The 26,971-nt window shown below is 72.4% G+C and carries 20 protein-coding genes; 10 read left to right on the top strand and 10 right to left on the bottom strand.

All coding sequences use genetic code 11. From position 1 onward, the window contains the following. The first annotated feature begins 15 nt into the window (after positions 1-15). The 4 genes from TCUR_RS20575 to TCUR_RS20590 all read left to right on the top strand — a co-directional run bounded on the left by TCUR_RS20575 (position 16) and on the right by TCUR_RS20590 (position 5,457). Positions 16-1,092: a BMP family lipoprotein gene (locus TCUR_RS20575; RefSeq protein WP_217265426.1), complete on the top strand. Its 1,077-nt coding sequence runs from the start codon at positions 16-18 to the stop codon at positions 1,090-1,092. A 145-nt stretch (positions 1,093-1,237) separates the two neighbouring features. Further along, the gene (locus TCUR_RS20580) at positions 1,238-2,875 is read left to right on the top strand and encodes an ABC transporter ATP-binding protein (protein ID WP_012854502.1); all 1,638 of its coding nucleotides are present in this window, start codon (positions 1,238-1,240) and stop codon (positions 2,873-2,875) included. Then, positions 2,868-4,148 carry an ABC transporter permease gene (locus TCUR_RS20585; RefSeq protein WP_012854503.1) on the top strand — a complete coding sequence of 427 codons (1,281 nt, stop codon included), beginning with the start codon at positions 2,868-2,870 and terminating at the stop codon, positions 4,146-4,148. Before TCUR_RS20580 ends, TCUR_RS20585 begins: the two co-directional genes overlap by 8 nt. A 22-nt stretch (positions 4,149-4,170) precedes the next feature. Beyond that, positions 4,171-5,457 (top strand): ABC transporter permease, encoded by a 1,287-nt coding sequence (locus tag TCUR_RS20590; protein ID WP_012854504.1) that lies wholly within the window; start codon positions 4,171-4,173, stop codon positions 5,455-5,457. Between the two features lie 13 nt (positions 5,458-5,470). Here TCUR_RS20590 and TCUR_RS20595 read toward each other — a convergent pair whose 3' ends face one another. Beyond that, positions 5,471-6,235, bottom strand: a complete 765-nt coding sequence (locus TCUR_RS20595; protein ID WP_012854505.1) for an SDR family NAD(P)-dependent oxidoreductase — start codon at positions 6,233-6,235, stop codon at positions 5,471-5,473. Between the two features lie 157 nt (positions 6,236-6,392). Between TCUR_RS20595 and TCUR_RS20600 the strand changes: the two genes are divergently transcribed. From TCUR_RS20600 to TCUR_RS20610, 3 genes are all read left to right on the top strand, one after another. Then, positions 6,393-7,286, top strand: coding sequence for a helix-turn-helix domain-containing protein (locus tag TCUR_RS20600; RefSeq protein ID WP_012854506.1), 894 nt, complete (start codon positions 6,393-6,395; stop codon positions 7,284-7,286). 474 nt (positions 7,287-7,760) lie between these two features. After that, a complete protein-coding gene (locus TCUR_RS20605) occupies positions 7,761-8,348 on the top strand; it encodes a FliH/SctL family protein (protein ID WP_012854507.1) in 588 nt (195 codons plus the stop codon). 549 nt (positions 8,349-8,897) lie between these two features. Further along, entirely contained in the window at positions 8,898-9,356 is a 459-nt protein-coding gene (locus TCUR_RS20610; RefSeq protein WP_012854508.1) for an Hsp20/alpha crystallin family protein, read from the top strand. A 398-nt stretch (positions 9,357-9,754) separates the two neighbouring features. Here the strand turns inward: TCUR_RS20610 and TCUR_RS20615 are convergent, their stop codons facing one another. Both TCUR_RS20615 and TCUR_RS20620 read right to left on the bottom strand, forming a co-directional pair. Beyond that, positions 9,755-11,077, bottom strand: coding sequence for a M20 family metallopeptidase (locus TCUR_RS20615; RefSeq protein WP_012854509.1), 1,323 nt, complete (start codon positions 11,075-11,077; stop codon positions 9,755-9,757). A gap of 241 nt (positions 11,078-11,318) precedes the next feature. Further along, positions 11,319-12,485: a glutamate--cysteine ligase gene (locus TCUR_RS20620; protein ID WP_012854510.1), complete on the bottom strand. Its 1,167-nt coding sequence runs from the start codon at positions 12,483-12,485 to the stop codon at positions 11,319-11,321. A 413-nt stretch (positions 12,486-12,898) separates the two neighbouring features. Here TCUR_RS20620 and TCUR_RS20625 point away from each other — a divergent pair, with 413 nt between their 5' ends. Beyond that, positions 12,899-14,194, top strand: a complete 1,296-nt coding sequence (locus tag TCUR_RS20625; protein ID WP_148233072.1) for a D-alanyl-D-alanine carboxypeptidase family protein — start codon at positions 12,899-12,901, stop codon at positions 14,192-14,194. 158 nt (positions 14,195-14,352) lie between these two features. Here the strand turns inward: TCUR_RS20625 and TCUR_RS20630 are convergent, their stop codons facing one another. The 3 genes from TCUR_RS20630 to trpS all read right to left on the bottom strand — a co-directional run bounded on the left by TCUR_RS20630 (position 14,353) and on the right by trpS (position 17,203). Beyond that, positions 14,353-15,378 carry a YihY/virulence factor BrkB family protein gene (locus tag TCUR_RS20630; protein WP_012854512.1) on the bottom strand — a complete coding sequence of 342 codons (1,026 nt, stop codon included), beginning with the start codon at positions 15,376-15,378 and terminating at the stop codon, positions 14,353-14,355. A gap of 174 nt (positions 15,379-15,552) precedes the next feature. Then, positions 15,553-16,092, bottom strand: a complete 540-nt coding sequence (locus tag TCUR_RS20635) for a 2'-5' RNA ligase family protein (protein WP_041440185.1) — start codon at positions 16,090-16,092, stop codon at positions 15,553-15,555. 73 nt (positions 16,093-16,165) lie between these two features. Continuing rightward, complete coding sequence (gene trpS, locus TCUR_RS20640) at positions 16,166-17,203, bottom strand: tryptophan--tRNA ligase (protein WP_012854514.1); 1,038 nt, start codon at positions 17,201-17,203, stop codon at positions 16,166-16,168. Positions 17,204-17,634: 431 nt separating this feature from the next. Here trpS and galE point away from each other — a divergent pair, with 431 nt between their 5' ends. After that, positions 17,635-18,591 (top strand): UDP-glucose 4-epimerase GalE, encoded by a 957-nt coding sequence (galE, locus tag TCUR_RS20645; RefSeq protein WP_012854515.1) that lies wholly within the window; start codon positions 17,635-17,637, stop codon positions 18,589-18,591. A gap of 8 nt (positions 18,592-18,599) precedes the next feature. Next, positions 18,600-19,730 (top strand): galactokinase, encoded by a 1,131-nt coding sequence (gene galK / locus TCUR_RS20650; protein WP_012854516.1) that lies wholly within the window; start codon positions 18,600-18,602, stop codon positions 19,728-19,730. Between the two features lie 123 nt (positions 19,731-19,853). Here galK and TCUR_RS20655 read toward each other — a convergent pair whose 3' ends face one another. From TCUR_RS20655 to TCUR_RS20670, 4 genes are all read right to left on the bottom strand, one after another. Next, on the bottom strand, positions 19,854-22,502 hold the full coding sequence (locus TCUR_RS20655) for a hypothetical protein (protein WP_012854517.1): 2,649 nt from the start codon (positions 22,500-22,502) through the stop codon (positions 19,854-19,856). Beyond that, positions 22,499-24,268: an HSP90 family protein gene (locus TCUR_RS20660; protein ID WP_012854518.1), complete on the bottom strand. Its 1,770-nt coding sequence runs from the start codon at positions 24,266-24,268 to the stop codon at positions 22,499-22,501. The genes TCUR_RS20655 and TCUR_RS20660 overlap by 4 nt, the downstream gene beginning before the upstream one ends. Before the next feature lie 163 nt (positions 24,269-24,431). After that, the gene (locus TCUR_RS20665) at positions 24,432-25,421 is read right to left on the bottom strand and encodes a malate dehydrogenase (protein WP_012854519.1); all 990 of its coding nucleotides are present in this window, start codon (positions 25,419-25,421) and stop codon (positions 24,432-24,434) included. Between the two features lie 271 nt (positions 25,422-25,692). Then, positions 25,693-26,916, bottom strand: a complete 1,224-nt coding sequence (locus TCUR_RS20670) for an NADP-dependent isocitrate dehydrogenase (protein WP_012854520.1) — start codon at positions 26,914-26,916, stop codon at positions 25,693-25,695. Positions 26,917-26,971 lie beyond the last annotated feature (55 nt).

The raw sequence follows: 26,971 nt of genomic DNA on the forward strand, positions 1-26,971 counted from the left end.
ATGCGCTTAGGAGGCATGGTGACTACGTTGATGCGGCTGGTCGCCGGGGCGGCCGGGTTGTCTTTGCTGCTGGCCGGGTGCGGGTCGGCGCCCGAGGAGGATTCCGGCTCCGGCACCGCCGCCTCGGACTTCTCGGCCTGCATGGTCACCGACCTCGGTGGCATCGACGACCGGTCCTTCAACGCCTCCTCCTGGGAGGGCATGCAGGCGGCCGCCAAGAGCACCGGCGCAAAGGTCAACTACGTGGTCTCCACCAGCGAGAACGACTACGTCCCCAACATCACCCGGCTGATCTCGCAAAAGTGCGACCTGATCGTGTCGGTGGGCGGGCTGATGGCCGAGGCCACCAGCCAGGCGGCCAAGTCCAACCCCGACCAGAAGTTCGCCATCGTGGACTCCTCCTCGGTGCCGCCGAACGTCTACGGCATGGAGTTCAACACCGCCCAGAGCTCCTTCCTGGCCGGTTACCTGGCCGCCGCGATGTCCAAGACCGGCAAGGTCGCCACCTTCGGCGGGCTGCCCATCCCGCCGGTGACGATCTTCATGGACGGCTTCTACGAGGGCGTCCAGTACTACAACGAGCAAAAGGACAAGGACGTCAAGGTCCTGGGCTGGGACCCGGCCAAGCCCAAGTCCGGCTCGATGGCCAACTCCTTCAACGACCAGGCCGCCGGCAAGCGCATCGCCGGCAACTTCATCCAGCAGGGCGCCGACATCATCTTCCCGGTCGCCGGCGGCACCGGCCTGGGCGCCGCCGCCGCGGCCCAGGAGAGCGGCGGCAAGGTCAGCGCGATCTGGGTGGACACCGACGGGTGCGTGTCGGCCGCCCAGTACTGCGACGTGTTCCTGACCAGCGTGATGAAGAGCGTCGCCAAGGCCGTGCAGACCACCGTCGAGACGGCCGCCAAGGGGCAGCAGCTGAGCGGCTCCTACCTGGGCACCCTGGAGAACGGCGGCACCGGCCTGGCGCCGTTCCACCAGTTCGAGGACAAGGTCCCCGCCGAGCTGAAGCAGGAGCTGGAGCAGATCAAGCAGGACATCATCTCCGGCAAGATCAAGATCAAGTCCGCCAACCAGCCCAAGAGCAGCTGAGCGGCGCACCGGCTCGGCCCGGCGCGGCGGCGCCGGGATGAGGTTCGCTCTTCACCGAGGTCGTGGGGCGGGGCCGAACGCTCGGTCCCGCCCCACGGGCACGCCGGGGCAGGTCCCCGGCGGCACCCCACAGGGAGGTCGGCGGTTGACCCTTGAACTGCGCGGGATCACCAAGCGCTTCGGCTCGCTGGTGGCCAACGACGGCATCGACCTGGAGGTCCGCCCCGGGGAGATCCACTGCCTGCTCGGCGAGAACGGCGCCGGCAAGTCCACCCTGATGAACGTGCTGTACGGGCTGTATCAGCCCGACGCGGGGCAGATCCTGATGGACGGCCGGCCGCTGACCATCAACGGCCCCCGCGACGCCATCGCCGCCGGCATCGGCATGGTCCACCAGCACTTCATGCTCATCCCGGTGTTCACCGTCGCCGAGAACGTCATGCTCGGCGACGAGCGCACCGGGCCGCCCCGCTGGGCCCGCTCGCTCGGCCCGTTGGCCCGCCTGGGCTGGTCCGGCCCGGTGGGCTGGCTGGACCGCCGCCGCGCCCGCCGCGACGTGGCCGAGATCTCATCCCGCTACGGCCTGCAAGTCGATCCGGACGCCCTGGTGGCCGACCTGCCGGTGGGCGTGCAGCAGCGGGTGGAGATCATCAAGGCGCTGATCCGGGACGCCCGGGTGCTGATCCTGGACGAGCCCACCGCGGTGCTCACCCCCCAGGAGACCGAGGAGCTGTTTTCGGTCATGCGCTCGCTGCGCGCCTCCGGACGCTCCATCGTCTTCATCACCCACAAGCTCAAGGAGGTCAAGGCCGTCGCCGACCGGATCACCGTGATCCGGCGCGGCGCGGTGGTCGGCACCGCCGGCCCGGAGGCCTCGGAGCGGGAGCTGGCCGGGCTGATGGTCGGCCGCGACGTCCGCCTCACCGTCGACAAGGCCCCGCCGGCCGTGCCCGAGGACGCCGAACCGGCCTTCCAGGTGCGGGACCTGACCGTGCTGGACGAGTCCGGGCAGCCGGTCGTGGACGGCGTCTCCTTCGACATCCGCGCCGGGGAGATCCTGGGCATCGCCGGGGTGCAGGGCAACGGGCAGACCGAGCTGACCGAGGCCATCTTGGGGTTGCGCCCGGCGGCCGGCGGAAGCATCCGGCTGGACGGCCGGGAGCTGACCGGCCGCTCCCCCCGCCAGGTGCTGCGCGCCGGGGTCGGCTACATCCCCGAAGACCGCGGCCATGACGCGCTGGTGGCCGACTCCAGCGTCGCCGAGAACCTGGTGCTGGACCTGTTCGACCGCCCGCCGTTCGGCCGCCGCGGCAGCATGGACGTGCGGGCCGTCCGCGCCAACGCCGCGCACCGGGTGGAGGAGTTCGACATCCGCACCTCCTCCATCGACGCCCCGGTGGGCACCCTGTCGGGCGGCAACCAGCAGAAGGTGGTCGTGGCCCGGGAGATGTCCCGGCCGCTGCGGCTGCTGGTGGCCTCCCAGCCCACCCGCGGCGTGGACGTGGGCGCCATGGAGTTCATCCACCGGCGGATCGTGGCCGAACGCGACCAGGGCCGCCCGGTGCTGATCGTCTCCACCGAGCTGGATGAGATCTTCGCGCTGGCCGACCGCATCGCGGTGATGTACCGCGGCAAGATCATGGCGATCGTCCCGCCGGAGACCTCCCGGGAGGACATCGGCTGCCTGATGGCCGGCACCTCCCCGGACGCCGCCGGCCCGCCCGAGGGTGCCGCAGATTCACAAAAAGACGCGGCCGCGAAGGACGGTGACGCAGATGAGTGAGCAGACGGCACCGTCTGAGGCCGACCAGACGGTGCGGCAGACGCCGGAAAAGGAGCGGACGCCGCAAAGCGGGCGGCTTCGCAGGCTGGCCGCCCATGTGGCGGCCGGGCCGCCCTGGGTGGTGACCGTGCTGGCGATCGCGCTGGCCCTGCTGGTCGGCGCGGTCCTGATCATCGTCTCCGACTCGGAGGTCACCACCGCCTTCGGCTACTTCTTCGCCCGTCCCAGCGACGCGCTCACCGCGTCCTGGACGGCGGTGTCCACCGCCTACGGGGCGCTGCTGAAAGGCGCGATCTTCAACCCCGGCAACGCCGGGTCGGCGACCGCGGCGCTGACCCCGATCAGCGAGACCCTCACCGAGGCCACCCCGCTGATCTTCGGTGGGCTGGCGGTGGGGCTGGCCTTCCGCGCCGGCCTGTTCAACATCGGCGGCCAGGGCCAGCTGATCATCGGCGCCATCGCCACCACCTGGGTGGGCTTCACCCTGGACGCCCCGGCGGTGATCGCGCTGCCCGCGGCGGTGCTGGCCGGGATCGCGGGCGGCGCCCTGTACGGGGGGCTGGCCGGCTGGCTCAAGGCCGGGCCCGGGGCGCACGAGGTGATCGTCACGATCATGCTCAACTACGTGGCCTACCTGCTGCTGGGCTACCTGATCTCCAGCGAGGTCTTCCGCGACCCGGACAACCCCCAGCCGGTCTCCAAGCCGGTCGCCGAGGCGGCCCGGCTGCCGCACCTGCTGGGCGACTCGCTGCGGGTCAACGCCGGGCTGCTGCTGGCCATCGCCGCGGTGGTCTTCACCTGGTGGCTGCTGAACCGCTCCACGCTGGGCTTTCAGCTGCGGACGGTGGGCGCCAACCCGCATGCCGCCCGCACCGCCGGGATGAGCGTCGGCTACGGGCAGATCATGGCGATGGTGATCTCCGGCGGGCTGATGGGCCTGGTGGGGGTGTCGCAGGTGCTGGGCACCGCCAACGCCCACAACGCGCTCACCCAGCAGATCGACGCCGGGCTGGGCTTCACCGCGATCACCGTGGCGCTGCTGGGCCGGGCCTCGCCGCTGGGCACGGTGGCCGCGGCGCTGCTGTTCGGCGCGCTGCAGGCGGGAGGCCGGGAGATGCAGGCGGCGGCCGGGGTGTCGATCGAGATCGTCACCGTCATCCAGGCGCTGATCGTGCTGTTCGTGGCGGCCCCGCCGCTGGTGCGCGGCCTGTTCCGGCTGCGCGGGGACGGCGGCGCCGGCACCGGCCTGCTGGCGAAGGGATGGAACGGCTGATGCGGATGAAAGGGAGCGGCCGGTGAGCGCGACGCTGACGCCGACGAGCACCCCGGTGGCCGGCACCGGAGGCGACCGGCGGCACTGGTACGTCGGCGGGGCGATGATCCTGGCCGGGGTGTACGCGCTGGTGGCGTTCGGGCTCGGCAGCCGCACCGACGACGGCGCCACGGCCGTCTTCAACCTCAACATGGTCGGCGACGAGGCGATCAAGGTTCCCGACCTGACGGTGCCAGCCGGGCCGGCCGCCGTGGCGCTGTCGCTGGTCTGCGTGGCGATCGGGGTGCTGCGGGCGGCCCTGCGGCCGAGCGGGGTGCGCCGCTCCCTCGGCACCGCCGTCTACCTGGCCGCGTTCGTCGCCGCGTTCCTGGTGTGGGCGGCCGCCGGGCACAACCTCAACTTCACCTCGGTGCTCAACGCCATGGTGCTGGCCGCCACCCCGCTGATCCTGGGCGCCCTGTGCGGGGTGCTGTGCGAGCGGTCCGGCGTGATCAACGTGGCGATCGAGGGGCAGTTCCTGGTCGGGGCGTTCTGCGCCTCGCTGCTGGCCTCCATCTCCGGCAGCCTGTGGGTGGGGCTGGTCGCCGGGTGCCTGGGCGGCGGCCTGCTGGGCGCCATGCTGGCCGTCTTCGCCAACCGCTACCTGGTGCAGCAGGTGGTGCTGGGCGTGGTGCTCAACCTGTTCGCCGCCGGGCTGACGGGCTTTCTGTACGAGCGGCTGATGCAGACCAACCCCGACTACAACAAGACGATGGCCTTCCCCGCCATCGACATCCCGGGGCTGTCGAGCCTGCCGGTGGTCGGCCCGGTGCTGTTCGGCCAGAACGTGATCTTCTACATCACCGTGGCGCTGATCGCCATCGTCCACATCGGGCTGTTCCACACCCGCTGGGGTCTGCGCACCCGCGCCGTCGGCGAGCACCCCACCGCCGCCGACACGGTCGGCATCCGGGTGGTGGCGATGCGCTACCGCAACGTCATCCTGGGCGGGCTGATCGCCGGGATGGGCGGGGCCTGGCTGACCATCGGCCTGAACATCACCTTCAACAAGAACATGGCCGCCGGGCAGGGCTTCATCGCCCTGGCCGCGCTGATCTTCGGCCGCTGGTCTCCGCTGGGCGCGGTGTGGGCCGCCCTGCTGTTCGGTTTCGCCGGCGGGGTGTCGGTCTCGCTGCAGCCGCTGCAGACCCCGGTGCCGACCGCCTTTTTGTCGATGACCCCCTACCTGGCCACGATCTTCGCGGTGGCGGGCCTGGTCGGTGCCGTCCGCGCCCCCGCCGCGGACGGCGTCCCCTACACCAAGGGCTGACCCCGGCCGCCGGTCAGGAGCCGCCGCTGACGGTGACGACCTGGCCGGTGATGCCGGTGTTGGCGGCCGAGGCCAGGTAGACGATCGGGCCGGCGACCTCGGCGGCCTCCAGCAGCCGGCCGATCGGGGCGCGGGCGCTGTAGATGTGGCCGTGCTGCTCGGTGATCTCGGCGTTGGTGTCGGTGCGGGTCAGCCCCAGCATCACCACGTTGGAGAGGATGTCGCCGTCGGCGCCCAGGGAGAAGGCCGCCGAGCGGCTGAACCCGTGCAGCGCGGCCTTGGCCGCCGCGTAGTACTCGCTGCCCGCGGCGCCGTCGGAGACGAGGGTGGAGGACAGGTGCACCAGACGCCCCCAGCGCTGCCGCCGCAGCACCGGGGCGACCTGGCGGCTGAGCCGCACGGCGCCCTCGATGTTGACGTTCACCGTCCGCGTCCACAGCTCCTCGGGGACGTCCTCGAAGCGGTGGGCGGGGACGGGGGCGTCATCGCCCCACACCACCGCGTTGTTGACCAGCACGTCGATCCGGCCGCTCCACTCCAGCACCGCCTCGGTCAGCGCGGCGGCCGCCTGCGGGTCGGCCATGTCGTAGCGGGTCGCCAGCGCCCGGCCGCCGCCCGCCTCGACCTCCTTGGCCAGGCGTTCGGCCTCCTCCCGCCTGCCGTGGTAGGTCAGGACGAGGTCGGCGCCCTCGGCGGCGAACGCACGGGTCAGCGCGCGGCCGATCCCGCCGGAGGCCCCGGTCACGATGACGGTGCGGCCGTTCAGTCCCAGATCCATCGCATGCCCTCCCGGGGTGTGCTTCCTGCTTGCCCGCGGCCTCAGGGCGAGACCGCACCGCCACGGTGCCGGGGCGGCGGCGCCGCATACAGACCGGGCCGAGACTGGCCCCGCCAGGGCCACGATCCCCGGCGGGCCGGCCGGTAGCGTGGACGGCATGAGCGGCACCGGCAACGCGCGCGGCAATGAGCTGGGGGCGTTCCTGCGCGCCCGCCGCGAGGCCATCACCCCGGCCGAGGTCGGGCTGCCGGCCGGTCCCCGGCGGCGCACCCCCGGCCTGCGCCGGTCCGAGCTGGCCATGCTGGCCGGGATCAGCGTGGAGTACCTGACCCGGCTGGAGCAGGGACGCGACCGCCGCCCCTCCTTCCAGGTGCTGGCCGCGCTGGCGGACGCGCTGCGCCTGTCGGCCGCCGACCGCGAGGTGCTGCGCAACATCGCCAAGGAGGCCAACGGTTCCTACGGCTGCCTGACGGCGCCGTCATCGGCGACCCGCACGGTGCGGCCCACCGTGCGGGCGGTGCTGGAACGCCTGGAACCCGCCCCGGCCGTGCTGGTGAACCCGCTGGGCGACGTGCTCGCCTGCACCGTGGGCTATGAGCTGCTCGCCGGGCCGCTGGGCGTGCTGGAGGGGCGCCCGCCCAATCTCGTCCGGCATGTGTTCACCGACCCGCGGGCGCGGGCCGCCTACCCGGAGTGGGACCGGGTGGCCGACGAGCAGGTCGCTCATCTGCGGGCCAGGACCTCGCGCGGGGACCCGCACGCCGCGGGGCTGGCCGACGAGCTGGCCCTGGTCGCCGGGGCCGCCTTCACCGAGCGCATGCAGCGGCCGCCCGCCGCTCCGCCGCACACCGGGGTGCAGCGCCTGGTGCATCCCGACGAGGGCGAGCTCCGCCTGGCGTATGAGATCTTCGACCTGTCCCCCGACGGTCAGCGCATGGTCGTCTACCTGCCGGCCGACGAGGCCGCCTCCGCAGCGCTGGACCGGATCACCGGCCGCCGCCCCGGCACGCTGCGCGCAGTGCCTCTCCGCCCGGCCGCGCACACCGGCTGACCGCGCCGAAACGCCCGCCCGGCCCGGCCGCCGGGAGCACCGGGACGCCCTCCGGCACGTGCGGCCCCGCGGCAAGGAAACCCGGCACGGATCGACCGGTCCGGCCGGGAGGCCCGCCGGGACGCCCATCCCCGGCGGGCGGACTCACCGGGGCGGGCCGATGGCGCTGCGGGGCCCGCGGGGCCGCCCCGCGGCGGACGGCGAATCGGGATACCGGGAATTCACGCCGTGCCGATCGCCCCGGAATCGAAATCCCGACACTCCACGATTCACCCGCCCTCAATTGAGGGACCGGCCTTCTTTCACGTCGCCCGGCCAACGGTCGGCAATGAGCCGACCAAGCAGGGAATTTGTTCTCCACCGGCCGCATGAGAAGTCCGGGCGCGGGTTATTTCTAGCCGTGCCCTGCGTCTTGCCGCACCCGAATCGTCACAGGCACGAGGGCAATTCCGACAAATGGACCAGGAGGTTCATATGATGAAGAGATTGGCCGCGGTCGGCATCATGTCCGCCGCCTTCGGCGGCGCGCTGCTGGCGGCACCGCCGGCCCTGGCCGACACCACCGCCGCCCATCAGGCCAAATCGGGAGTGAGCCACTACAGGCATCACCACCACAAGTGCGACAAGGCCCGCACTCTGGCCACCATCTACAAGTGCGAGCTCGGCGTCTATGACCTCCGCCACTACATTTACAAGGAAGTCCTCGGCTCTCTGAAGGGCGGCCACTACCACGCCTACCGGTACAAGCACCACGGCCACCACGACGGCCACAAGTACGACGGCCACCACGACGGCCACAAGGGCCACGGGGACAAGAGCGGCGCTTACAAGGACTCCTACTACAAGGGCTACGACCAGGGGTACAACGACGGCCGCAGGGACGGGTACCGCGACCACTACGAGGGCGGCCACAACGACCACCACAGGCACGCCTTCGACGACGGCTACCGGGACGGCTACAAGCACGGCTACTACGACAGCCGCAAGGACGGTCCCAAGCACGACGGCCACCACGACGGCCACAAGCACGACGGTCACCACGACGGCCACGGACACCACTGACCAGATGAGGGCGTTGCCATAACGCCCGGCCGCGTCAATCGCATATGGCCATCCGTTGAACGCATCCGGAGGATGGACACCAAGGGGCGGGGATTCAATTTCCCGCCCCTTATCGATGCCTGAAGCGCGAGTTCACAAAAATTGGCGGTGCACACCGGAGAAAGCCGCCGCCGGAAGGGCGGGCGGCCTTGCCGGCGCCGCAGGCCGGCCCGCGTGAGAACGGCCGTCCCCCGCTCAGCCGCCCCGCCCCCACCGCCGCCGGCGCCCGGCCGGCAGAGCCCGGACGTCCCGAATCCGGCCTTCTTCACGACGCGCCGCGGCCGCGACACACCGGACGCGATATCACCTTCTGCATCCGTTCTGCGACGTTACCGGCAGTGTGCGAAGTTTCAGCCGTCCGATGTGAGGTAGGCCGTGCACACCACGTCAAGGAGGTCCTTGGCGGGCGGGTATGGGCGACGCCCCAGGCCGCCGGTCAAGGGCCATGCACATGGACGACGGCGCCACCGCGCACTCGCGCGGTGCGCCCGCGCAGTGGAGGTGAACGTAGTGGCTCTGCCTACCAGGCGTCATCGCGGACTCGAGCAGTGGACCCCGTGGGCCGGACGCTCCTGGGACCCGTTCTCAGACTTCCAGCAACTGTGGGACCAGATGGGGCGGTTCTTCGCCACGACGGCCCCCGAGGTCGAGGCCGGCACCTGGCGCCCGCTGGCCGAGACCGAGGAGACCGACGACGCCTACGTGGTGCGCGCCGAGCTTCCGGGATTCTCGCGCGACGACGTCCAGGTCGAGATCACCGGCAATGAGCTGCGCATCTCCGGAGAGGCCAAGGAAGAAGAGCACGGCAAGGTGCTGCGGCAGCGCACCGGCAAGTTCATGTACCACAGCACCCTGCCCGCCGACGCCGACGTCGACAAAGTCGACGGCGAGCTGGTCGACGGCGTGCTGACCGTGCGGGTGCCCAAGATCGAGCAGAGCAAGTCTCGGCGCATCGCGCTCAAGGGCTGAGGACCACCGCCCACGTCTTGCGGTGCGGACACCGCCGCAGGGTCCGCACCGCAAGCGCGGCAGGAGGAGGTGAGGACCGATCATCACGGCATTGATCGTTCCGCTGGTGGTCCTGGTCGGCCTGATGCTCATGCAGTGGCTGGAGACGGCGCTGCTGCCCTCCCCGCCGGATACCGCGCCCGGCCCGCCCGCCTCCGACCCACCGGATGAACGGACCGGCCCGGCCACAACCGAGCAGCGTGAAAAGCACGCACCCGCCACGCCCCGGCCGGCGCACGCCGCGCACCGGCGGGCACCTGTTCATCGAACCGCCCGGCACGGCCGGGCATCGCTCCATCACCACAGGAGATGACGCGGCGCTCCCGCCCGGGAGCGCCGCCCGCCGGGCCCGGGCCGCCTCAGGCGGAGACGGCGTCGCCCACCTCGGCGCCGGTGGAGCGGCGTCCCTCCCACAGCGCGGTGAGCGCGGTGGCCGTCAGCACGCGCACGCCCACGCCGATGCACCGCTCGTCCACGTCGAAGTCGCCGCGGTGCAGGTCGTACTCCTCGGCCGAGCCGGGGGTGCGCACGCCCAGGCGGGCCAGAGCGCCGGGGATGGACTCCAGGTACCAGCCGAAGTCCTCCCCGCCCAGGCTCTGCGGGGTGGGCACGGGGGCGTCCTCGCCCAGCATCCGGGTGGCCGCGTCGCGGAACATCTGCACGCTGTCGGGGTCGTTGACGGTGGGCGGGACGCCCCGCACGTACTCCAGGGAGGCCTCCACGTCGTAGGCGGCGGCCACCGAATCCAGCAGCGCCTTCATCATCTCCGGCGCCTTGTGCCAGGCCTCGTCGTCCAGGCAGCGGACGGTGCCCTCGGCGATGCCGTCGTCGGGGATGGCGTTGGCGACCGAACCGGCGGCCACCCGGCCCCACACCAGCGACAGGCTGGAGCGGGGGTCCACCCGGCGGGACAGCGCGGCGGGCAGCTCGGTGACGATCTTGGCCAGCGCGTACACCAGGTCGGCGGTCAGATGCGGCCGGGCGGTGTGCCCCCCGGGCCCGGTGACCTTGACGTACACCTTGTCGCAGGCGGCGGTGATCGGCCCGGCCCGCAGCCCCAGCTGGCCGACCTCGATGCGCGGGTCGCAGTGCAGCGCGAAGACCCGGTCCACCCCGGCCAGCCCGCCGGCGGCCATGACGTCCAGGGCGCCGCCGGGGTGCTCTTCGGCGGGCTGGAACAGCAGCCGGACCCGGCCGGGCAGCAGCCCGGCGGCGGCCTGCTGGGCCAGGAACAGCCCGGTGCCCAGCACGATCGTGGTGTGCACGTCGTGCCCGCAGGCGTGCGCGACGCCGGGGACGGTGGAGCGGTAGGGCACGTCCTTTTCGTCCATCAGCGGCAGCGCGTCGATGTCGGCGCGCAGCGCCACCGTGGGGCCGTCGGCCGGGCCGATGTCACAGATCACGCCGGTGCCCTTGGGCAGTACCCGGGGGTGCAGGCCGGCCGCGGTCAGCTCCCGCACGATCTGCTGGGTGGTGCGGTGCTCGGCATAGCCGAGTTCGGGGTGCATGTGCAGGTCGCGGCGGAAGTCGATCAGCTTCTGGTTCTCCCGGGCCAAGAAGGCCTCAAGCTGCGTGTGCAGCGCCGCGCCGTTCCACGACGCGCCCTCTTCCCGCGGCCGTGGCTCATCGGCCACGGCCACCGGCTCAAGTCCGGGCATCACCCCGGGTCCCGGCTGTGTCATCTGTGCCCCCTGAGAATCGGTGTCCCGGTCGCCTGGTCCAGAGCCCTGGCGGGGGTCGCGCTCCCCGCCGGCGGGTGCCGGCCGGGCCGGAGACGAGTAGGAGTCGGCTTCGCTGTCTGCACGTCGTGCCGGTGTCGCTTCCGGCGACGGGTACGAGTGCGGCCCGGCCGCTGGGGCCGGGCCGGCGGCTGCGGGTCGGCGCCCGGGCTCGCGCCCTCCTGCCGGTGGCCGGGGAGCACCGTCAGCTCCCTCCATATGCCACCTCCCGGGGATTGACGAACCTGTCTTCTGCCAGTTCGGTGACGGCGGCCTCCACGACATCCTCAAGAGTGCCGCCCTCGGCGCGGATCGCGCGCTGGCGTTCGTACGGGGCCCCGTGTTCGAGGACCTCGCCGGCCACCTTGAGCTGCTCGGCGCATCCCAGCCGGTCCGCCACGGGCTCCAGTTCCCTGATGAGCTCGTACAGGTCGTCGCGGAGCGGGGTGGTGCTCCCGCTGTCATCGGTGATCACGATGGCGTCCAGGCCGTAGCGCGTGGCCCGCCACTTGTTGTCCCGTACGACCCATGCGGCCGGTCTGGGCAGAGTGTACCCGCGATCCAATTGCTGGTCGAAGAGGGTGACCAGGCTCTGGCACAGGGCGGCGGCCATGCCGACCTCGCGCAGGGTGGGGATGCCGTCGAACATCCGGATCTCGACGGTGCCCAGGTCCGGATGCGGGCGGATGTCCCACCAGACCTCTTTGATGCTGCGGATGCTGCCGGCCCGCAGCAGGGTGTCCATGTACTCTTCGAACTCCGCCCAGTCCGCCAGCAGGTGCGGCGGCCCGGCGGTGGGAAGCTGGCCGAACACCACCGCCCGGCTGGAGGCCAGCCCGGTGTCGTGGCCGCTCCAGTACGGGCTGGAGGCGGTCAGCGCCAGAAAATGCGGCAGATAGCAGGCCAGGGCGTTGACGATGGGGATCGCCTTGGCCGCGTCGCGGATCCCCACATGGACGTGCACCCCGAAGGTCTGGATGCGCCGGGCCAGCCACTGCATCTGCTCGACCAGCTCGGCGTAGCGGCGCACCGGCGCCATCACCGCCTCCTGCCAGCCGCTGATGGGGTGGGTGCCCATGCAGGCCAGATCGATGCCCCGCGGCTCGGTCACCGAGCGCAGCCGCTCGACGGTCTCGGCCAGATCCGCCACGGCCTCGCCGACCGTATGGCAGATATCGGTCACCACCTCGACCGTGGATTCCATGATCTCGTGACGGAGCTTGGGATTTTCCCGCCCGGTGCTCAGCTCGGGCAAAGCGGCCAGCACCCGGCGGGCCTCCTGGCGCAGCAGCCTGCTGTGGGAGTCGACGAGCTGCAGTTCCCACTCCACGCCCAGCGTCGCGCCCCGCGACGCCTTGAAGTCAATGGCCACGGCCAACCTCCAGGCACAATCCTTGCAGGTCGATGCGTGGCACGTGGCGCAATTGGGCCAGCGCATCCCTAAGCCCGGACAAATACCCGATCCGGCGGTGTCCAAAGTGTGGACGTCTCCATGATGCTCCCCGCCCCGCACCGGGCGCCGCGCGCCCCACCCGTCCAGACCTCAGTTGACCCGCCCGGACGGCGGCCGGACGCATTCGGTGGCTCTGGGCGGCCACTTCCCGCCGACCGGAGCACCACCCGATCGGGCTAGTCAGCCGTCCGAAACCCGGGAGATCGGCGCCCGTTTGCGCCAGATCCCGACGCATGACTCATCACCCACCCAACCCTGACGGCATAGCGGGCGTCAACGAAGTTATGGCCGGGTACCGGCAATCCGGGATGGTCACTACTCTTCGCGGAGCCATGAGAAACACACCTCGCGCGATCACCGCGCTCACCGCGCCACTGCTGGCCGTGTCCCTGGCCGTGCCATCGACCACCCTGGCGGCCGCCCGGCCCGTGGCCCGAGAACCGATCGGAGGTCCCCGCCTCGGTGAACGCGGAATCGTGGTGGATGTGGGGCCGGGCGCCAAGGCGCCGCCGAAAATCGCCGCCGGCGCCTACATCGTCGCCGACGCCGGCACCGGGCAGGTGCTGGCCGCCAAGAACCCGCACGGGCGCTTCCTGCCGGCCAGCGCGCTGAAAATGCTCACCGCCGTGGCGCTGATCCCCAAACTGGACCCGAACGCCACCGTCCGGCCCACCCGGGAGACCTGCGAGGTGGAGGGCAGCAAGGTCGGGATGACCCCCAAGCTGACCTACAAGGTCTCCGACCTGTTCCACGCGCTGCTGATGGTGTCGGGCAACGACGCGGCCCTGGCGCTGGCGCAGGCCGCCGGCGGGGTGCGGGCGGCCCTGGACTCCATGAACGCCGAGGCCCGGCGGCTGCAGGCCAACGACACGCTGGCCGGCTCGACCAACGGCCTGGATGTGGACCTTGGGCTGACCGTCAAGACCCAGCACACCTCCGTCTACGACCTGGCGCTGATCATGCGGCAGGGGCTGAAGATGCCGCAGCTGCGGGCCTACATCGGCAAGAACCACCACTACTGGCCCGCCCCGCCCACCAAGGAGCAGCGCAAGAAGGGCAAGAAGATCGGCGGCTACCCGATCTACTCCCACATCCGGCTGCTGCCCGGCCAGCGGTACGAGTACCCGGGGGCGATCGGCGGCAAGAACGGCTTCACCATGGCCGCCGGGCAGACCTTCGTGGGCGCCGCCGAGCGCAACGGGCGCACCCTCATCGTGGCGCTGCTGCGCGGGGAGAACCTGTGGCCGGACGTCACCAAGCTGCTGGACTGGGGCTTCGCCTACGGCCCCAGGGTCAGGCCGGTCGGGGTGCTGGTCGAGCCGGTGGACGCGGCCGCCGGTGAGCCGAGCGCCGCTGCGAGCGCGGCGGCCTCGCCGCATGCGGCGCCGGCCGGGTCTTCCGGCGGCGGCTGGCTGGTGCCGGCGGGCGCCGCGGGCGGCGCGGGCGGCGCCGTGGTGCTGGGGGGCGGTCTGCTGTTGCTGCTGCGCCGGCGCCGGACGGCCGCCGCCGGCCCCGCTCCCGCCCGCGTCCCGGTGCAAAGCGGCCCGCCTCCGCAGCTGGGAGGCCATGTCAGGCGGGTGCCGGGCGGTGACGACCCGCTGAACCCGTCGGAGGGAACCAGGCGCTGAGCGCCCCCGGACCGGCCGGCCCGGGGGCGGTGCCGTCCAAGCGGCTCGCCGAGCGCGCGGCGACGCCCGCGACGCGCAGATCACCCGGCTGCAGGTCGTGGCGCGCAAGCGGGCCGGCCCCCAGAACCGGGTCGGCCCGGGACCTTGACGACGGGCCCTCAAAGCCCGGCGGGATGGGCGGTGGCCCCGGCCGCCTCGGCCCGTTTCGCGGACCGTTCCCGCGCGGCGGCGTCGTCCGGGTGCGGCTCGGCCGCTCCGCCGCGGCCGGCGGCGTCCGCCTCCAGCACCGCGCTGCGGGTGGCGCTCCAGGCGGCGGCGAAGACCACGAAGCGCGCCACCAGGTAGATCCACACCAGCAGCCCGGCCACCACGGCGAAGGAGGCGTACACCGGGTTGCCGGCGGTGCGGGCCACCAGCAGCGCGCCGACCTGCTTGAGGATCTCGAAGCCGACCGCGCCGAACAGCGCGCCGCCGGCGATGCTGCGCCAGGGGGCCCGGGTGCCCGACAGCCGGGAGAACAGCATCAAAAAGATCAGCGTGTTGCAGCCGATCGTCACCGACAGGGTCAGCAGCCGCAGCAGCAGCCCGGCCACCACGGCGTGCTCCAGGCCCAGCCATTGCAGCACCGCATGACTGGCCTGGCCGGTGACGGTGGAGCCGGCCACCGACGTGATCAGCACGACGCCCAGGAACAGCAGCGCGCCGATGTCATGAAGCTTTTTGAGCAGGAAGTTGCCGCCCCCGGTCGGGTCGCCCAGCCAGATGTCGCGCAGCGCCTCGCGCAGCGCGTTCATGCAGCCCAGCCCGGTGTAGATCAGCCCGGCCACACCCAGCAGGCCGACCGCTCCCCACGCCTGGGCGATCTGGGCCACCTCGATCTCACCGGCCAGGCCCGGCAGCAGCTCGTTGATCGCCTGCACCAGGTACTCGCGGGCCTGCTCGCTGGCCCCCACCAGGTAGCCCAGCAGCGCGTACCCGATGGCCACCAGCGGGAAAAACGACAAGAAGGCATAAAAAGCGATCGCGGCGCCCAGCCGGTTGCCGCGTTTATCCCGGTAACGCTCGGCGGCGCGGGCCATGTGGTCCACCCACGGGTAGCGACGGCGCAGTTCGCGCAGTGCCTTTCCCACCCGGTCGCTCCGGTCCGCCACCCGGCGCCGCACGCCGTCGATCACCCGTGCCATGGGAGATTCCATACCCGCCGCCGACTGGGCGATTCAACGCAAGAGCGGTGCTGTGGATAAGGGCATCCGACCGCCGAATCCCGTTCGATAGGCCGATTCCGCACGTCGGGGCACAGCCGGGGACGCCTCTTTGAGCCGGCGTTCCCGCAAGCCTGGGCCGCGTCCCCGCCGAGTTCACTCCCCCGGCGGTTGTTTCTCCCGCCAGGGACCCGCCTCGCCCGAGCCGAAGGGGTAGTCCCGCAGCGGGCGCCACACGCCGTCCGGGCCGTGCTCATACAGCGAAAAGCCCCACACGGTGAACTCGGCCCGGTAGCCGGCCAGTTCCTTGAAGGCCCGGTCCAGCACCTCCTCGGGCAGGTCGTGGGCCACCGTCACGTGCGGGTGGTAGGGGAACTGCAGGTCACGGGCGAGCGGGCCGCTGCGCACCTTGGCCTCCAGCCGCTCGCAGGCGCCGATGCCGTCCGAGAGCGCCACGAACACCACCGGGGAGACCGGGCGGAAGGTGGCGGTGCCGCTCAGCCGGATGAGGAAGGCGCGCTCGCCCTCGGCGACCCGCCGCAGGTGCGCCTCGATCGCCGGCAGCCGGCCGCCGTCCACCTCGGTCGGCGGCAGCAGCGTGATGTGGGTGGGAATGGAACGTGCCAGCGCGTCCCCGAACGACTCCCGCCAGCGCTGCAGCTCGCCGCCGTAGGGTTCGGGGATCGCGATCGCCACGCCGATCGTGCGCGGGTCCGCGGCGGCCGTCGCCGCTTCCCCCCGCCGCGGCCGCTCCCGCGTCAGCGGAGCCTCACAATCCACGTCCCACGAATCCCACGCGTTCGCGGACGATCTCCATCGTCCGCGCGGCGACCGCACCGGCCCGGGCCGCCCCGTCGGCCAGGATGCGGTCCAGTTGCTTGTCGTCCTCCAGCAGCTTCTCGGTGCGTTCCCGGATCGGGGTGAAGGTATCCAGCAGCAGCTGGGCCAGGTCCTTTTTGAACTGGCCGTAGCCCTGCCCCTCGTAGCGCCGCTCCAGCTCCGCCACCGGCACGCCCTCCAGCGCCGCGTAGATCCGCAGCAGGTTGGTGATGCCGGGCTTGTTCTCCTCGTCGTAGCGGATCTCGCTGCCGGTGTCGGTGACCGCGCGCATGATCTTCTTGCGCATCGTGGACGGCTGCTCCAGCACCTCCACGATGCCCTGCGGGCTGGAGGCCGACTTGCTCATCTTGACCGTCGGCTCCTGCAGGTCGGTGATCTTGGCCGCGTCCTCAGGGATGTAGGCGGTGGGCAGCACGAACGTCTCACCGAAGCGGTGGTTGAAGCGCTGCGCCAGGTCGCGCGTCAGCTCCAGGTGCTGGCGCTGGTCCTCGCCCACCGGGACCTGCAGCACCTGCCCCTCGCCGGGCTCGGGGGTGTACAGCAGGATGTCGGCGGCCATGAGGATCGGGTAGGTGAACAGCCCGACCGTGGTGGCCGAGGCGCCGTACTTGGCCGACTTGTCCTTGAACTGCGTCATCCGGCTGGCCTCGCCGAACCCGGTGAGGCAGCCCAGCACCCAGGCCAGCTCGGTGTGCTCGGGCACGTGGCTTTGCACGAACACCGCCGCCCGGTCCGGGTCCACGCCCATGGCCAGCAGCTGGGCGGCGGCCACCCGGCTGCGGCGGCGCAGCGCCGCCGGGTCGTGCTCGACGGTGATCGCGTGCAGGTCCACCACGCAGTAGAACGCCTCGTGAGTGTCCTGCAGCGCCACCCACTGCCGCAGCGCCCCCAGGTAGTTGCCCAGGTGGAAGGAGTCGGCGGTGGGCTGAATGCCGGACAGGACACGTGGCGCGGTTACCGAGGACATGGGCACGATTCGATTCTGTCAGGCCCCGTCGCAGGCGAGGTCCCGCAGGCGGCCGGCCCCTTGCGGGGACGCCGCCGACGACGGAGCGGTTTCGGTTCCCCCACGCCGCCCGGGTTCCCGGCCGGCGTGGAACGGCGTCGGCATGACGCGCACGCCCGCCGCGGCGGACCGCCGGCGGGCGACCGCGGTGCGCCCCGCGGGCCCGGCTTGCCGCCCCGGGCCGGCGCACCCGCGCGTCGTGCTCATCATATTCGGCTCCACCGTTCCCGATCGGTTCGCAACGGTTCACAAAGAGGTCAGGGACGAGCGGCGAACCGGACCGCATCCCCGGCGCCGCGGCCGGAACCGGACCATCCGGACCTGCCGCCCGGCCGCGGCGGGCTAGGCTGAGGAACCTCCCCGCCTGCCCTGTTTCCTTTGGAGGAGTCTTCGTGAAACTGCTCGTCACCGGAGGCGCCGGTTACATCGGCAGCGTGGTCACCGCCCAGCTGCTGGAGGCGGGGCATGAGGTGACCGTCCTGGACGACCTGTCCACCGGCCATGCGGACGCGGTGCCCGAGGGCGCCCGCCTGGTGCGCGGCACCCTGCGCGAGCAGGCCGCACCCGTGCTGGAAGGCGGCGGCTTCCAGGCCGTGCTGCACTTTGCGGCCAAGTCCCTGGTGGGCGAGTCCATGGAAAAGCCCGGCCTGTACTGGGACCGCAACCTGGGCGAGTCGCTGGCGCTGCTGGAGGCGATGCGCCGGGCCGGGGTGGGCCAGATCGTCTTCTCCTCCACCGCCGCCACCTACGGGGAACCGCAGTCCACCCCGATCCTGGAGACCGACCCGACCCGCCCGACCAACCCGTACGGGGCCTCCAAGCTGGCGATCGACACGGCGCTGAGCGAGTACGCCCGCATGCACGGCTTCGGCGCGGTGTCGCTGCGCTACTTCAACGTGGCGGGCGCCTACGGCCGGTTCGGCGAGCGGCACACCGTGGAAACCCACCTGATCCCCAACGTGCTGGCGGTGGCCGCCGGGACCCGCCCGTCGGTGAAGATGTTCGGGGACGACTACCCCACCGCCGACGGCACCTGCATCCGCGACTACATCCACGTGGTCGACCTGGGCGTGGCGCACCTGCTGGCGCTGCAGGCGTGCACGCCCGGCGAGCACAAGATCTTCAACCTGGGCAACGGCAACGGCTTTTCGGTGCGCGAGGTCATCGAGGTCTGCCGGGAGGTGACCGGCCATCCGATCCCGGCCGAGGTGGCGCCGCGCCGGCCCGGCGATCCGGCGGTGCTGGTGGCCTCCTCCCAGAAGATCCAGGCCGAGCTGGGCTGGAAGCCCGAGCACGACCTGCACCGCATGGTCGCCGACGCCTGGGCGTTCCTGCGCTCGCAGAGGTGAGCGGGCCGGTGGATCCGCTGCTGGCGGCCTTCGAGGAGGCCTACGGCCGGCCCCCGCAGGGGGTGTGGCACGCCCCGGGCCGGGTCAACCTGATCGGGGAGCACACCGACTACAACGACGGGCTGGTGCTGCCGTTCGCGCTGGCCCAGGGGGTGTCGGTGGCCGCCGCCCGCCGCGACGACGGGGTGCTGGAGCTGCGTTCCCTGCAGGCCGCCGCCGACGGCCGCACCGTGCGGGTGGAGGAGCTGACGCCCGGCGCGGTGGACGGCTGGGCCGCCTACCCCGCGGGGGTCGCCGCCGTGCTGCGCGAGCACGGGGTGGGCGGGGCGTCCCTGCTGATCGACTCCGATCTGCCGCAGGGCGCCGGGCTGGCCTCGTCGGCGGCGCTGGAGTGCGCCGTCGCGCTGGCCCTGTGCCAGCTGCACGGCGTGGAAATCGAACGCGCCGAGCTGGCCCGCCTGGCGCAGCGGGCCGAGCGGGAGTTCACCGGCACGCCCTGCGGGATCATGGACCAGTCGGCCGCGCTGCTGTGCACCGCGGGGCACGCCCTGCTGCTGGACTGCCGCAGCGGCCTGTCCTCCCAGGTGCCGCTGCCGCTGGGTGAGGCGCTGTCGCTGCTGGTGGTCGACACCCGCGCCCCGCACGCCCTGGCCGACGGGGACTATGCGGCGCGCCGGGCCGAGTGCGAGCGGGCCGCGTCCCTGCTGGGGGTGGACTCGCTGCGGGACGTCAAGGACCTGGCCGGGGCGCTGGCGAGCCTGCCGGAGCCGGTGCTGCGCCGCCGCACCCAGCACGTGGTCACCGAGAACCACCGGGTGGAGGCGGCCGTGGGGCTGCTGCGCGCCGGGGCGCTCGCCGAACTGGGCGCCCTGCTGACCGCCTCGCACCTGTCGCTGCGGGACCAGTTCGAAGTCTCCTGGCCGCGGGCGGACGCGGCGGTGGAGGCCGCGCTGCGGGCCGGGGCGCGGGGCGGCCGCATGGTGGGCGGCGGCTTCGGCGGCTCGGTCATCGTGCTGGCCGCCGCCGACCGGCTCGCCGACGTCCGGGAGGCCATCGACGCCGCCTACGCCGAACGCGGCTGGCCCGCCCCCGCCTACCTGGAGGCCGTTCCCTCCGCAGGGGCCCGCCGCCTGCTGTGAAGCGCCGGTGACCTTTTCGGCACGCCGCCGCAGGTCGCACGCGGGGGCGGTGCCGTGGCCGGGAGCGCCGCGGCACCGGGCGCCCGCGGGCTCCCGTCCCCTTGGGCCGGGTGCCGAAAAGGTTCACTCCTCGCCGGCGGCGGCCAAGAGCCGTTCGCGGAAGGCGGCGGCGGTGTCGGCGGCCTGCCGCTCGCCCAGTTCGGCAAAGCCCGCGATGGCCTGCTCCACCTGCTCCAGCGCCTCGGCGAGGCGGCCGACGCCGGCCAGCAGGTGGGCGTGGTCGTAGCAGACCGCCGCCGTCTCCCAGGTCCGCGCCGCCGGGTCGCCGGCGGGCAGGTCGTCGAGGGCGGCGCGCGCCTCCGCCATCGCCTGCAGGCCCTCCTCGGGGCGGCCGCTCCAGGCCAGGCACATGGCACGGCAGCGGCGGGCGCGGACCACGCCATAGGGGTCGCCGGCGGCGGTGAACGCCTCGGCCGCGGCGGCGTACCGTTCGGCGGCCAGGGCGCTGCGGTCCAGGCGCGACAGCGCGTCGGCGGCCTTCTCCAGCAGCCGGGCGGCCGCATGCGGGCGTTCTTCGCGCTCCTCGGCGGCCAGCTCGGCGTAGATGTCGGCGGCGCCCGCCTCGCCCAGCTCTTCTTGGGCCTGGGCCAGCAGGTAGCGGCAGCGGCGCTCGGCGTCGTGATCGGCCAGCTGCGCCAGCATCGGCCCGGCCTCCTCGGCGACCTCGGCCGCCTCAAAGTGCCGCCCGGCCTGCAGCAGCGCGGCGGCCAGGTCCAGCCGGGCGTAGGCGGCCTGCGGGGCGATGCCGGCGGCGGTGAAGGCGGCCACCGCCTCGATCAGGTCGTCGGCGGCGTCGGCGAACCGGCCGCAGGCCATCAGCCGGCCGCCGCGCACCGCGTGCGCCGACGCCCGCAGCGGGCTCTGCTGGACGGGCAGGCGGGCGATCGCCTCATCCAGCAGCGCCAGCACCTCATCGGGCCCCTCGGCGGGCGGCTCGGGCCGCCGGTGCATCACCAGCTGGGCCAGCAGGAACGCCACTTCCCCCGACCACGTGACGCCGTCGCTCTCGCGCAGGGCCGCATACCCCCGCCGCAGCGCCTGCTCGGCCTCGTCCGCGCGGTCCAGGTCGAGCAGCACCCGGCCCCGCAGCACCTGGCCCTCGGCCGCTTCCATGGGGTCGGTGAGGTCACCGGAGTCGAGCACCTCCAGCGCCTCGGCGGCCCGGCCCAGCTGCAGGAGGGCGCCGGCGAGCCGCAGCCGGGCCGCGTCCGCCCACCGGGTGCCGGCGGCGATCTCCTCCAGCCGGGCCAGGGAGGCGGTGAGCAGGTCGAGCCCCTCGTCGACGCGGCCCAGGGCGCACCATGCGGCGCCCACCCGGCCGCGGGTGGACTGCGCGCGGGTCTCGTCGCCGGCCCGCAGGTGCAGCTCGGCGGCCCGCTGCCAGCAGTCCGCCGCGCCCGCCATGTCACCGGCCGTCATGCGTTCCAGGCCCGTCCCGTCGGCCCGCCGTCCCGCCTGGGCGGCGGTCGGCTCGGTCACCAGCTCATCGAAGCGGCGCCAGGCCGCCAGCGCCGCCGGCACATCGCCGCGGGTCCAGGCGTCCTCGGCCGCCTGCAGCAGCTCATCGGGCCCATCGGCCGCGGCGGCCGGCCCGGCGGCCGGCGGCGGGGGCGGCGCCGGGCGGCGGGCATAGGGGGACAGCGGCAGCCACTCGAGGAGCGGCTCGGCCTCCAGCACCGCGCGGACCCGGTCGCCCTGGCAGGAGCTGCCGTTGCGGGCGTCGAACCGCCCGGCCAGCTCCAGGGCCTGCGCCGTCAGCTCCCGGTGCAGCTCGGCGGCCGCCACCGGCTCCCCGGACGGGCCGCGCAGCGTCAGTCCCTCGCCGGTGTCCGCCATGCGCAGCACCAGCGCCGCGGCCGCCGCAAAGCGCATCCGCGCATACGGGCTGGGCGCCCGTTCCAGCCACTCCAGGTGGCGCTGCAGGATCTCCAGGCCGCGCGCATGGTTGCCGGTCCGTGCGCAGAACTCCATGTGGTCGGCGATGTCGGCCATGTCGCGCAAGTTCGCGCGGGTCAGCCGGTAGGCGCGGCGGTGCGCCCGGGCGGCCTCCTCCAGCCGCCCGGTGGCCAGGTAGGCCGGCAGCAGCGCGGTGAGGATGTTCTGCGGCTGCTCGGTGCAGTTCAGCTCCCGGCCCAGCACCGGGGCGGCGACCTGCAGGGCCTCCTCGTGGCGGCCCCGCGCGATCAGGTGGCGGACCTTGCCGGTGGGGTCGCAGCCCTCGCAGTCCGACAAGGCGTCCCGGGGCGCGGCGTGCCATTTGGCGAACCACTCCTCGGCGGCCTCCTCATCGCCCACATGCCGGGCCACCACGTGCCGGTAGTGGTAGACGGCCTGCAGGCTGTGCCCGCCGAGCCGGTAGCGCCGCTCCATGTCGTCCAGGACGGCATAGGTGCGGTCCAGCGGGATCTCCGGGAACAGCGTCAGGGAGTTGACGATCCACTTGAACTGCCACAGCAGCACCTGCTCGCCGCCGAACCGGCCGGGGTCGGAGTCATGCTGCGACAGGCAGCGGCTGAAGGTGGCGAACGCCTTGGCCGGCTCCCCGCCGTGCTGGTAGGAGCCGGTCAGCTCCATCCGCACGCGGTAGGCCAGCACCGGGTCGCCGGTGGCCTCGGCCCGGCGCAGCGCGTCCTCGACCAGGACGGTCCTGGCCTCGCCGTAGGGCAGCTCCTCGGCCCGCGCCAGCAGCGCGTGGACCTCCTCGACGCTCACCCGCCCTCCCCCGGCTTGTGCACGGCCCAGTCGAGCAGGCCCAGGAACGAACGGTTCAGCACCGCGGCGTCGGCCGGCCGCAGCGGATGGCGGCCCAGCAGCAGCGCCTGCCCGTACAGCGCCTGCACCGCCACCTCGATCAGCCCCTCCTCGCCGAGCGCGGTGATCCGCCTGGTCAGCGGGTTGCGGTGGTTGAGGATCAGCTGCGGGCGCTCGGCGGCGTGCATGCCGCTCAGCGCGCCCAGCACATCGGCCCACAGCTCGTCGGCCTGCTCGCGGGCCTCCTCCAGCTCGGCGGCGTGCCGGGCGGCCCGGCTGGTCAGGTACAGCGCCGGCAGCGACGCCGGGTCGAAGTCGCGGACGACCACCTCGCAGCCCAGCCGGTCCACGGCCCGCTGCGCGGCGGCCAGGAAAGGCCGCAGCGCCAGCTCGGTGGCCGGGTCCAGCACCCCGAAGGAGGTGGCCAGCTCGGCCGGGTCCAGCCGGCGCAGCGCCGCGTCCGGGTCGATCCGCCGCAGCCGTTCGATGATCTCGGTGTCGTAGACGTAACCGCCGTTGACCAGGCCCACGCCCTGGGCGCCCGACACCGCCGACAGCCGGCGGAACTCGTCCACATCGGGGGTGTAGCGGCCCTCCGGGTGGCGGCGGCGGAACTCCGCCAGCGTCATCGGCCCGTCGGAGGTCTCGAACTCCAGCCACCGGTCGACGATCCGCAGCATCTCATCGTCGTGCAGGGCCATCGCCTTGACCCCCAGGTGGTGCAGCCGCAGGAACCCGCGCAGCCGGGCCGGGTCGGTCTCGGCCAGCTGCACCAGCCACTGCCGCAGCCGCTCGCCCAGGGCCTCCCGGGTGGCCTCCAGCAGCTCGTCCTCATACAGCGCCTCACGGCCGGCGGTCGGCTTCAGCTCGGTGGCGTCCACCACGCAGCGCACGAAGAACGCCCACTCCGGCAGCAGCCCTTCGACGCTCTCGGCCAGCAGCATCCGCTTCAGGTAGACGCGGTGGCCGCCGCGCGCGCCCGGCGAGACCTGCTGGGGGATGACGAACGCCACCCCGGTCAGCCCGGCCTGCGGCACCTGCAGGTCGATCACGTCGAAGGGCTCGAACCCGAACAGCTCGCGGCAGTAGGCCGCCAGTTCCCGGCGGCGCCGCACCGGGTCGGGGTGGGCGGCCAGCCAGGGCGGGCCGCCGCCGGTGACCTCGCGGCCGTCCACGGTGACGGCATACGGCAGCAGCGATCCGTAGAGGCGGGCCAGTTCGGCGACGGTGGCGGGGGCCAGCAGCTCGGCGGAGCCGGGCCGGGCCCGCAGCGTGACCGTGGTGCCCGCCTCCTCCCGCCGCCCGGGGCCCACCCGGTAGCGGCCGTCGGCATAGCCGGTCCAGGTGACCGCCGGGCCGCCGCGCGCCGAGCGGGTGACCACCTCGATCTCATCGGCCACCAGGAACGCCGACAGCAGCCCGATGCCGAACTGGCCGAGGAAGTCGTGGCGGGCGAACCCCAGCTCGTCCCGTTTGGAGGAACGGCCGATGGTGGCCAGCAGGCGGTGCACTTCCTCCTCGGTCAGGCCCACCCCGTCGTCGTGGACGCGCAGCGTCCCCGCGCCGTCGGTCTCGATCCGCACCCGGCCGCCACCGCCGCGGGCGGTGATCGCATCCACCGCGTTCTGCAGCAGTTCCCGCAGGTAGACGCGGGGGCTGGAGTACAGATGGCGGCTGAGCAGATCGACCACGCCGCGCAAATCGACTTGGAACGCCTGGTCGGCCACCGATGGTTTCCTCCTGATCGCCCCGGAACGCGAAGGTCAAGCCTAGCGGCGGGCCGCCCGGGGGATCCGGCCACCGGTGAAGCCATTCCGGACGAGCCCGGGCGGGGCGGGGACGCAATGCCCCGCCCCGCCCGGGTCACGATGAAGCCGGGTGGAGAACCCGTCAGATGAGGCCGAGGTTGCGGACCGCGTCGCGCTCCTCGACCAGCTCGGCCACCGAGGCGTCGATCTTGCCGCGGGAGAACTCGTCGATCTCCAGGCCCTGCACGATCTCCCACTTGCCGCCGGAGCAGGTCACCGGGAAGGAGGAGACCAGGCCCTCGGGGACGCCGTAGGAGCCGTCCGACACCACGGCCATCGAGGTCCAGTCGCCCTCGGGGGTGCCGTTCACCCAGGTGTGGATGTGGTCGATGGCGGCCGAAGCGGCGGAGGCGGCCGAGGAGGCGCCGCGGGCCTCGATGATGGCGGCGCCGCGCTTGGCCACGGTCGGGATGAAGTCGTTCTCCAGCCACTCCTGGTCGCCTACGACCTCGGCGGCGTTGCGGCCGTCGATCTCGGCGTGGAACAGGTCGGGGTACTGGGTGGCCGAGTGGTTGCCCCAGATGGTCATCTTCTTGATGGACGAGACCGGGACGCCGGCCTTCTTCGACAGCTGGGCGATGGCGCGGTTGTGGTCCAGCCGGGTCATCGCGGTGAACCGGTCGGCCGGCACGTCCGGGGCGTGCGAGCGGGCGATCAGCGCGTTGGTGTTGGCCGGGTTGCCCACCACCAGCACCTTGATGTCGTCGGCGGCGTGGGCGTTGATGGCCTCGCCCTGCGGCTTGAAGATGCCGCCGTTGGCCTCCAGCAGGTCGCGCCGCTCCATGCCCTTGGTGCGCGGGCGGGCGCCCACCAGCAGCGCGATGTTGGCGCCGTCGAAGGCGGTCTTCAGGTCGTCGGTGATGTCGATGCCGGCCAGCAGCGGGAAGGCGCAGTCGTCCAGCTCCATGGCCGTGCCCTCGGCGGCCTTGATCGCCTGCGGGATCTCCAGCAGCCGCAGCCGGACCGGTACGTCCGGGCCGAGCAGCTGCCCGGAGGCGATGCGGAACAGCAGCGCGTAACCGATCTGCCCGGCCGCGCCGGTGACGGTGACGTTGACTGGAGTGCTGGTCATGGCCTTCATCTCCTGGCGAGCCTGACGAGCGCAGGCGACTGGTGGTCGTTTCCGGTTCTCTCGTTGTCGAGATATCCGCAGTCAGCGTATCGCGCGCCGTCTCCCCCGCACTTCCCGCCCCGCGCCTGCCGGAACGCGAAGGCCGCCCCGGGTTCTCCGAGGCGGCCTTCAGCACCCTCACCCCTGCTTGTGCGGGGACGACGGATGACCGTTCCCGATCAGCGACGCCGGGCCGGGATCGCTCCCGCGGTCACGGGAGACGATCAGGGCGTCACTTTTCGTTGATCTTCTTCTGGAGGTTGACGTCCAGCGCGTGCAGGAACTCCTGGGTGGTCAGCCAGGGCTGGTCCTTGCTGATCAGCAGCGCCAGGTCCTTGGTCATCTGCCCGGATTCGACCGTCTCGATGCAGACCTGCTCCAGGGTCTCGGCGAACTTGATGACCTCGGGGGTGTTGTCCAGCTTGCCGCGGTGGGCCAGGCCGCGGGTCCAGGCGAAGATCGAGGCGATCGGGTTGGTGGAGGTGGGCTTGCCCTGCTGGTGCAGCCGGTAGTGGCGGGTGACCGTGCCGTGGGCGGCCTCGGCCTCCACGGTCCGGCCGTCGGGGGTCATCAGCACCGAGGTCATCAGGCCGAGCGAGCCGAAGCCCTGGGCCACGGTGTCGGACTGCACGTCGCCGTCGTAGTTCTTGCAGGCCCACACGTAGCCGCCCTCCCACTTGAGGGCGCAGGCGACCATGTCGTCGATCAGGCGGTGCTCGTAGGTCAGGCCGCGGGCCTCGAACTCCTCCTTGAACTCGTTCTCGTAGATCTCGGCGAACACGTCCTTGAACATGCCGTCGTAGGCCTTGAGGATCGTGTTCTTGGTCGACAGGTAGACCGGGTAGTTGCGGTCCAGGCCGTAGCGGAACGAGGCGCGGGCGAAGTCCTCGATGGACTTGCGGAAGTTGTACATGCCCATCGCGACGCCGCCGCCCTCGGGGTAGCGGGCGACCTCGAACTGGATGGGCTCGGAGCCGTCGTCGGGGGTGTAGGTGATCGTCAGGGTGCCGGGGCCGGGCACCTTGAAGTCGGTGGCCTTGTACTGATCGCCGTGGGCGTGACGGCCGATGACGATGGGCTTGGTCCAGCCGGGCACCAGGCGCGGGATGTTGGAGACGATGATCGGCTCGCGGAAGACCACGCCGCCCAGGATGTTACGGATCGTTCCATTGGGCGAGCGCCACATCTGCTTGAGCCCGAACTCCTCCACCCGGGCCTCGTCGGGGGTGATGGTGGCGCACTTGACGCCGACGCCGTACTTCTTGATGGCGTTGGCGGCGTCCACGGTGACCTGGTCGTCGGTGGCGTCGCGGTTCTGGATGCCCAGGTCGTAGTACTTCAGGTCGATGTCCAGGTAAGGCAGGATCAGCTGGTCCTTGATGAATTTCCAGATGATCCGCGTCATCTCATCGCCGTCGAGTTCGACGACCGGGCCCGCTACTTTGATCTTGGGCATGCTGTTGCTGTCCCTTCCACACCGGCCAGCAGTCCTTCGTAAGGCTCACTGGGAG

The sequence above is a fragment of the Thermomonospora curvata DSM 43183 genome, assembly GCF_000024385.1.
GTDB lineage: Bacteria > Actinomycetota > Actinomycetes > Streptosporangiales > Streptosporangiaceae > Thermomonospora > Thermomonospora curvata.

Excerpts from the sequence above, each read along its gene's own strand:
- TCUR_RS20605 (WP_012854507.1), top strand. The coding sequence starts at position 7,761 with ATGATGAAGAGATTGGCCGCGGTCGGCATCATGTCCGCCGCCTTCGGC.
- TCUR_RS20670 (WP_012854520.1), bottom strand. The coding sequence starts at position 26,916 with ATGCCCAAGATCAAAGTAGCGGGCCCGGTCGTCGAACTCGACGGCGAT.
- TCUR_RS20595 (WP_012854505.1), bottom strand. The coding sequence starts at position 6,235 with ATGGATCTGGGACTGAACGGCCGCACCGTCATCGTGACCGGGGCCTCC.
- TCUR_RS20585 (WP_012854503.1), top strand. The coding sequence starts at position 2,868 with ATGAGTGAGCAGACGGCACCGTCTGAGGCCGACCAGACGGTGCGGCAG.
- TCUR_RS20615 (WP_012854509.1), bottom strand. The coding sequence starts at position 11,077 with ATGACACAGCCGGGACCCGGGGTGATGCCCGGACTTGAGCCGGTGGCC.
- TCUR_RS20630 (WP_012854512.1), bottom strand. The coding sequence starts at position 15,378 with ATGGCACGGGTGATCGACGGCGTGCGGCGCCGGGTGGCGGACCGGAGC.
- trpS (WP_012854514.1), bottom strand. The coding sequence starts at position 17,203 with ATGTCCTCGGTAACCGCGCCACGTGTCCTGTCCGGCATTCAGCCCACC.
- TCUR_RS20665 (WP_012854519.1), bottom strand. The coding sequence starts at position 25,421 with ATGACCAGCACTCCAGTCAACGTCACCGTCACCGGCGCGGCCGGGCAG.
- TCUR_RS20625 (WP_148233072.1), top strand. The coding sequence starts at position 12,899 with ATGAGAAACACACCTCGCGCGATCACCGCGCTCACCGCGCCACTGCTG.
- TCUR_RS20600 (WP_012854506.1), top strand. The coding sequence starts at position 6,393 with ATGAGCGGCACCGGCAACGCGCGCGGCAATGAGCTGGGGGCGTTCCTG.
- TCUR_RS20575 (WP_217265426.1), top strand. The coding sequence starts at position 16 with ATGGTGACTACGTTGATGCGGCTGGTCGCCGGGGCGGCCGGGTTGTCT.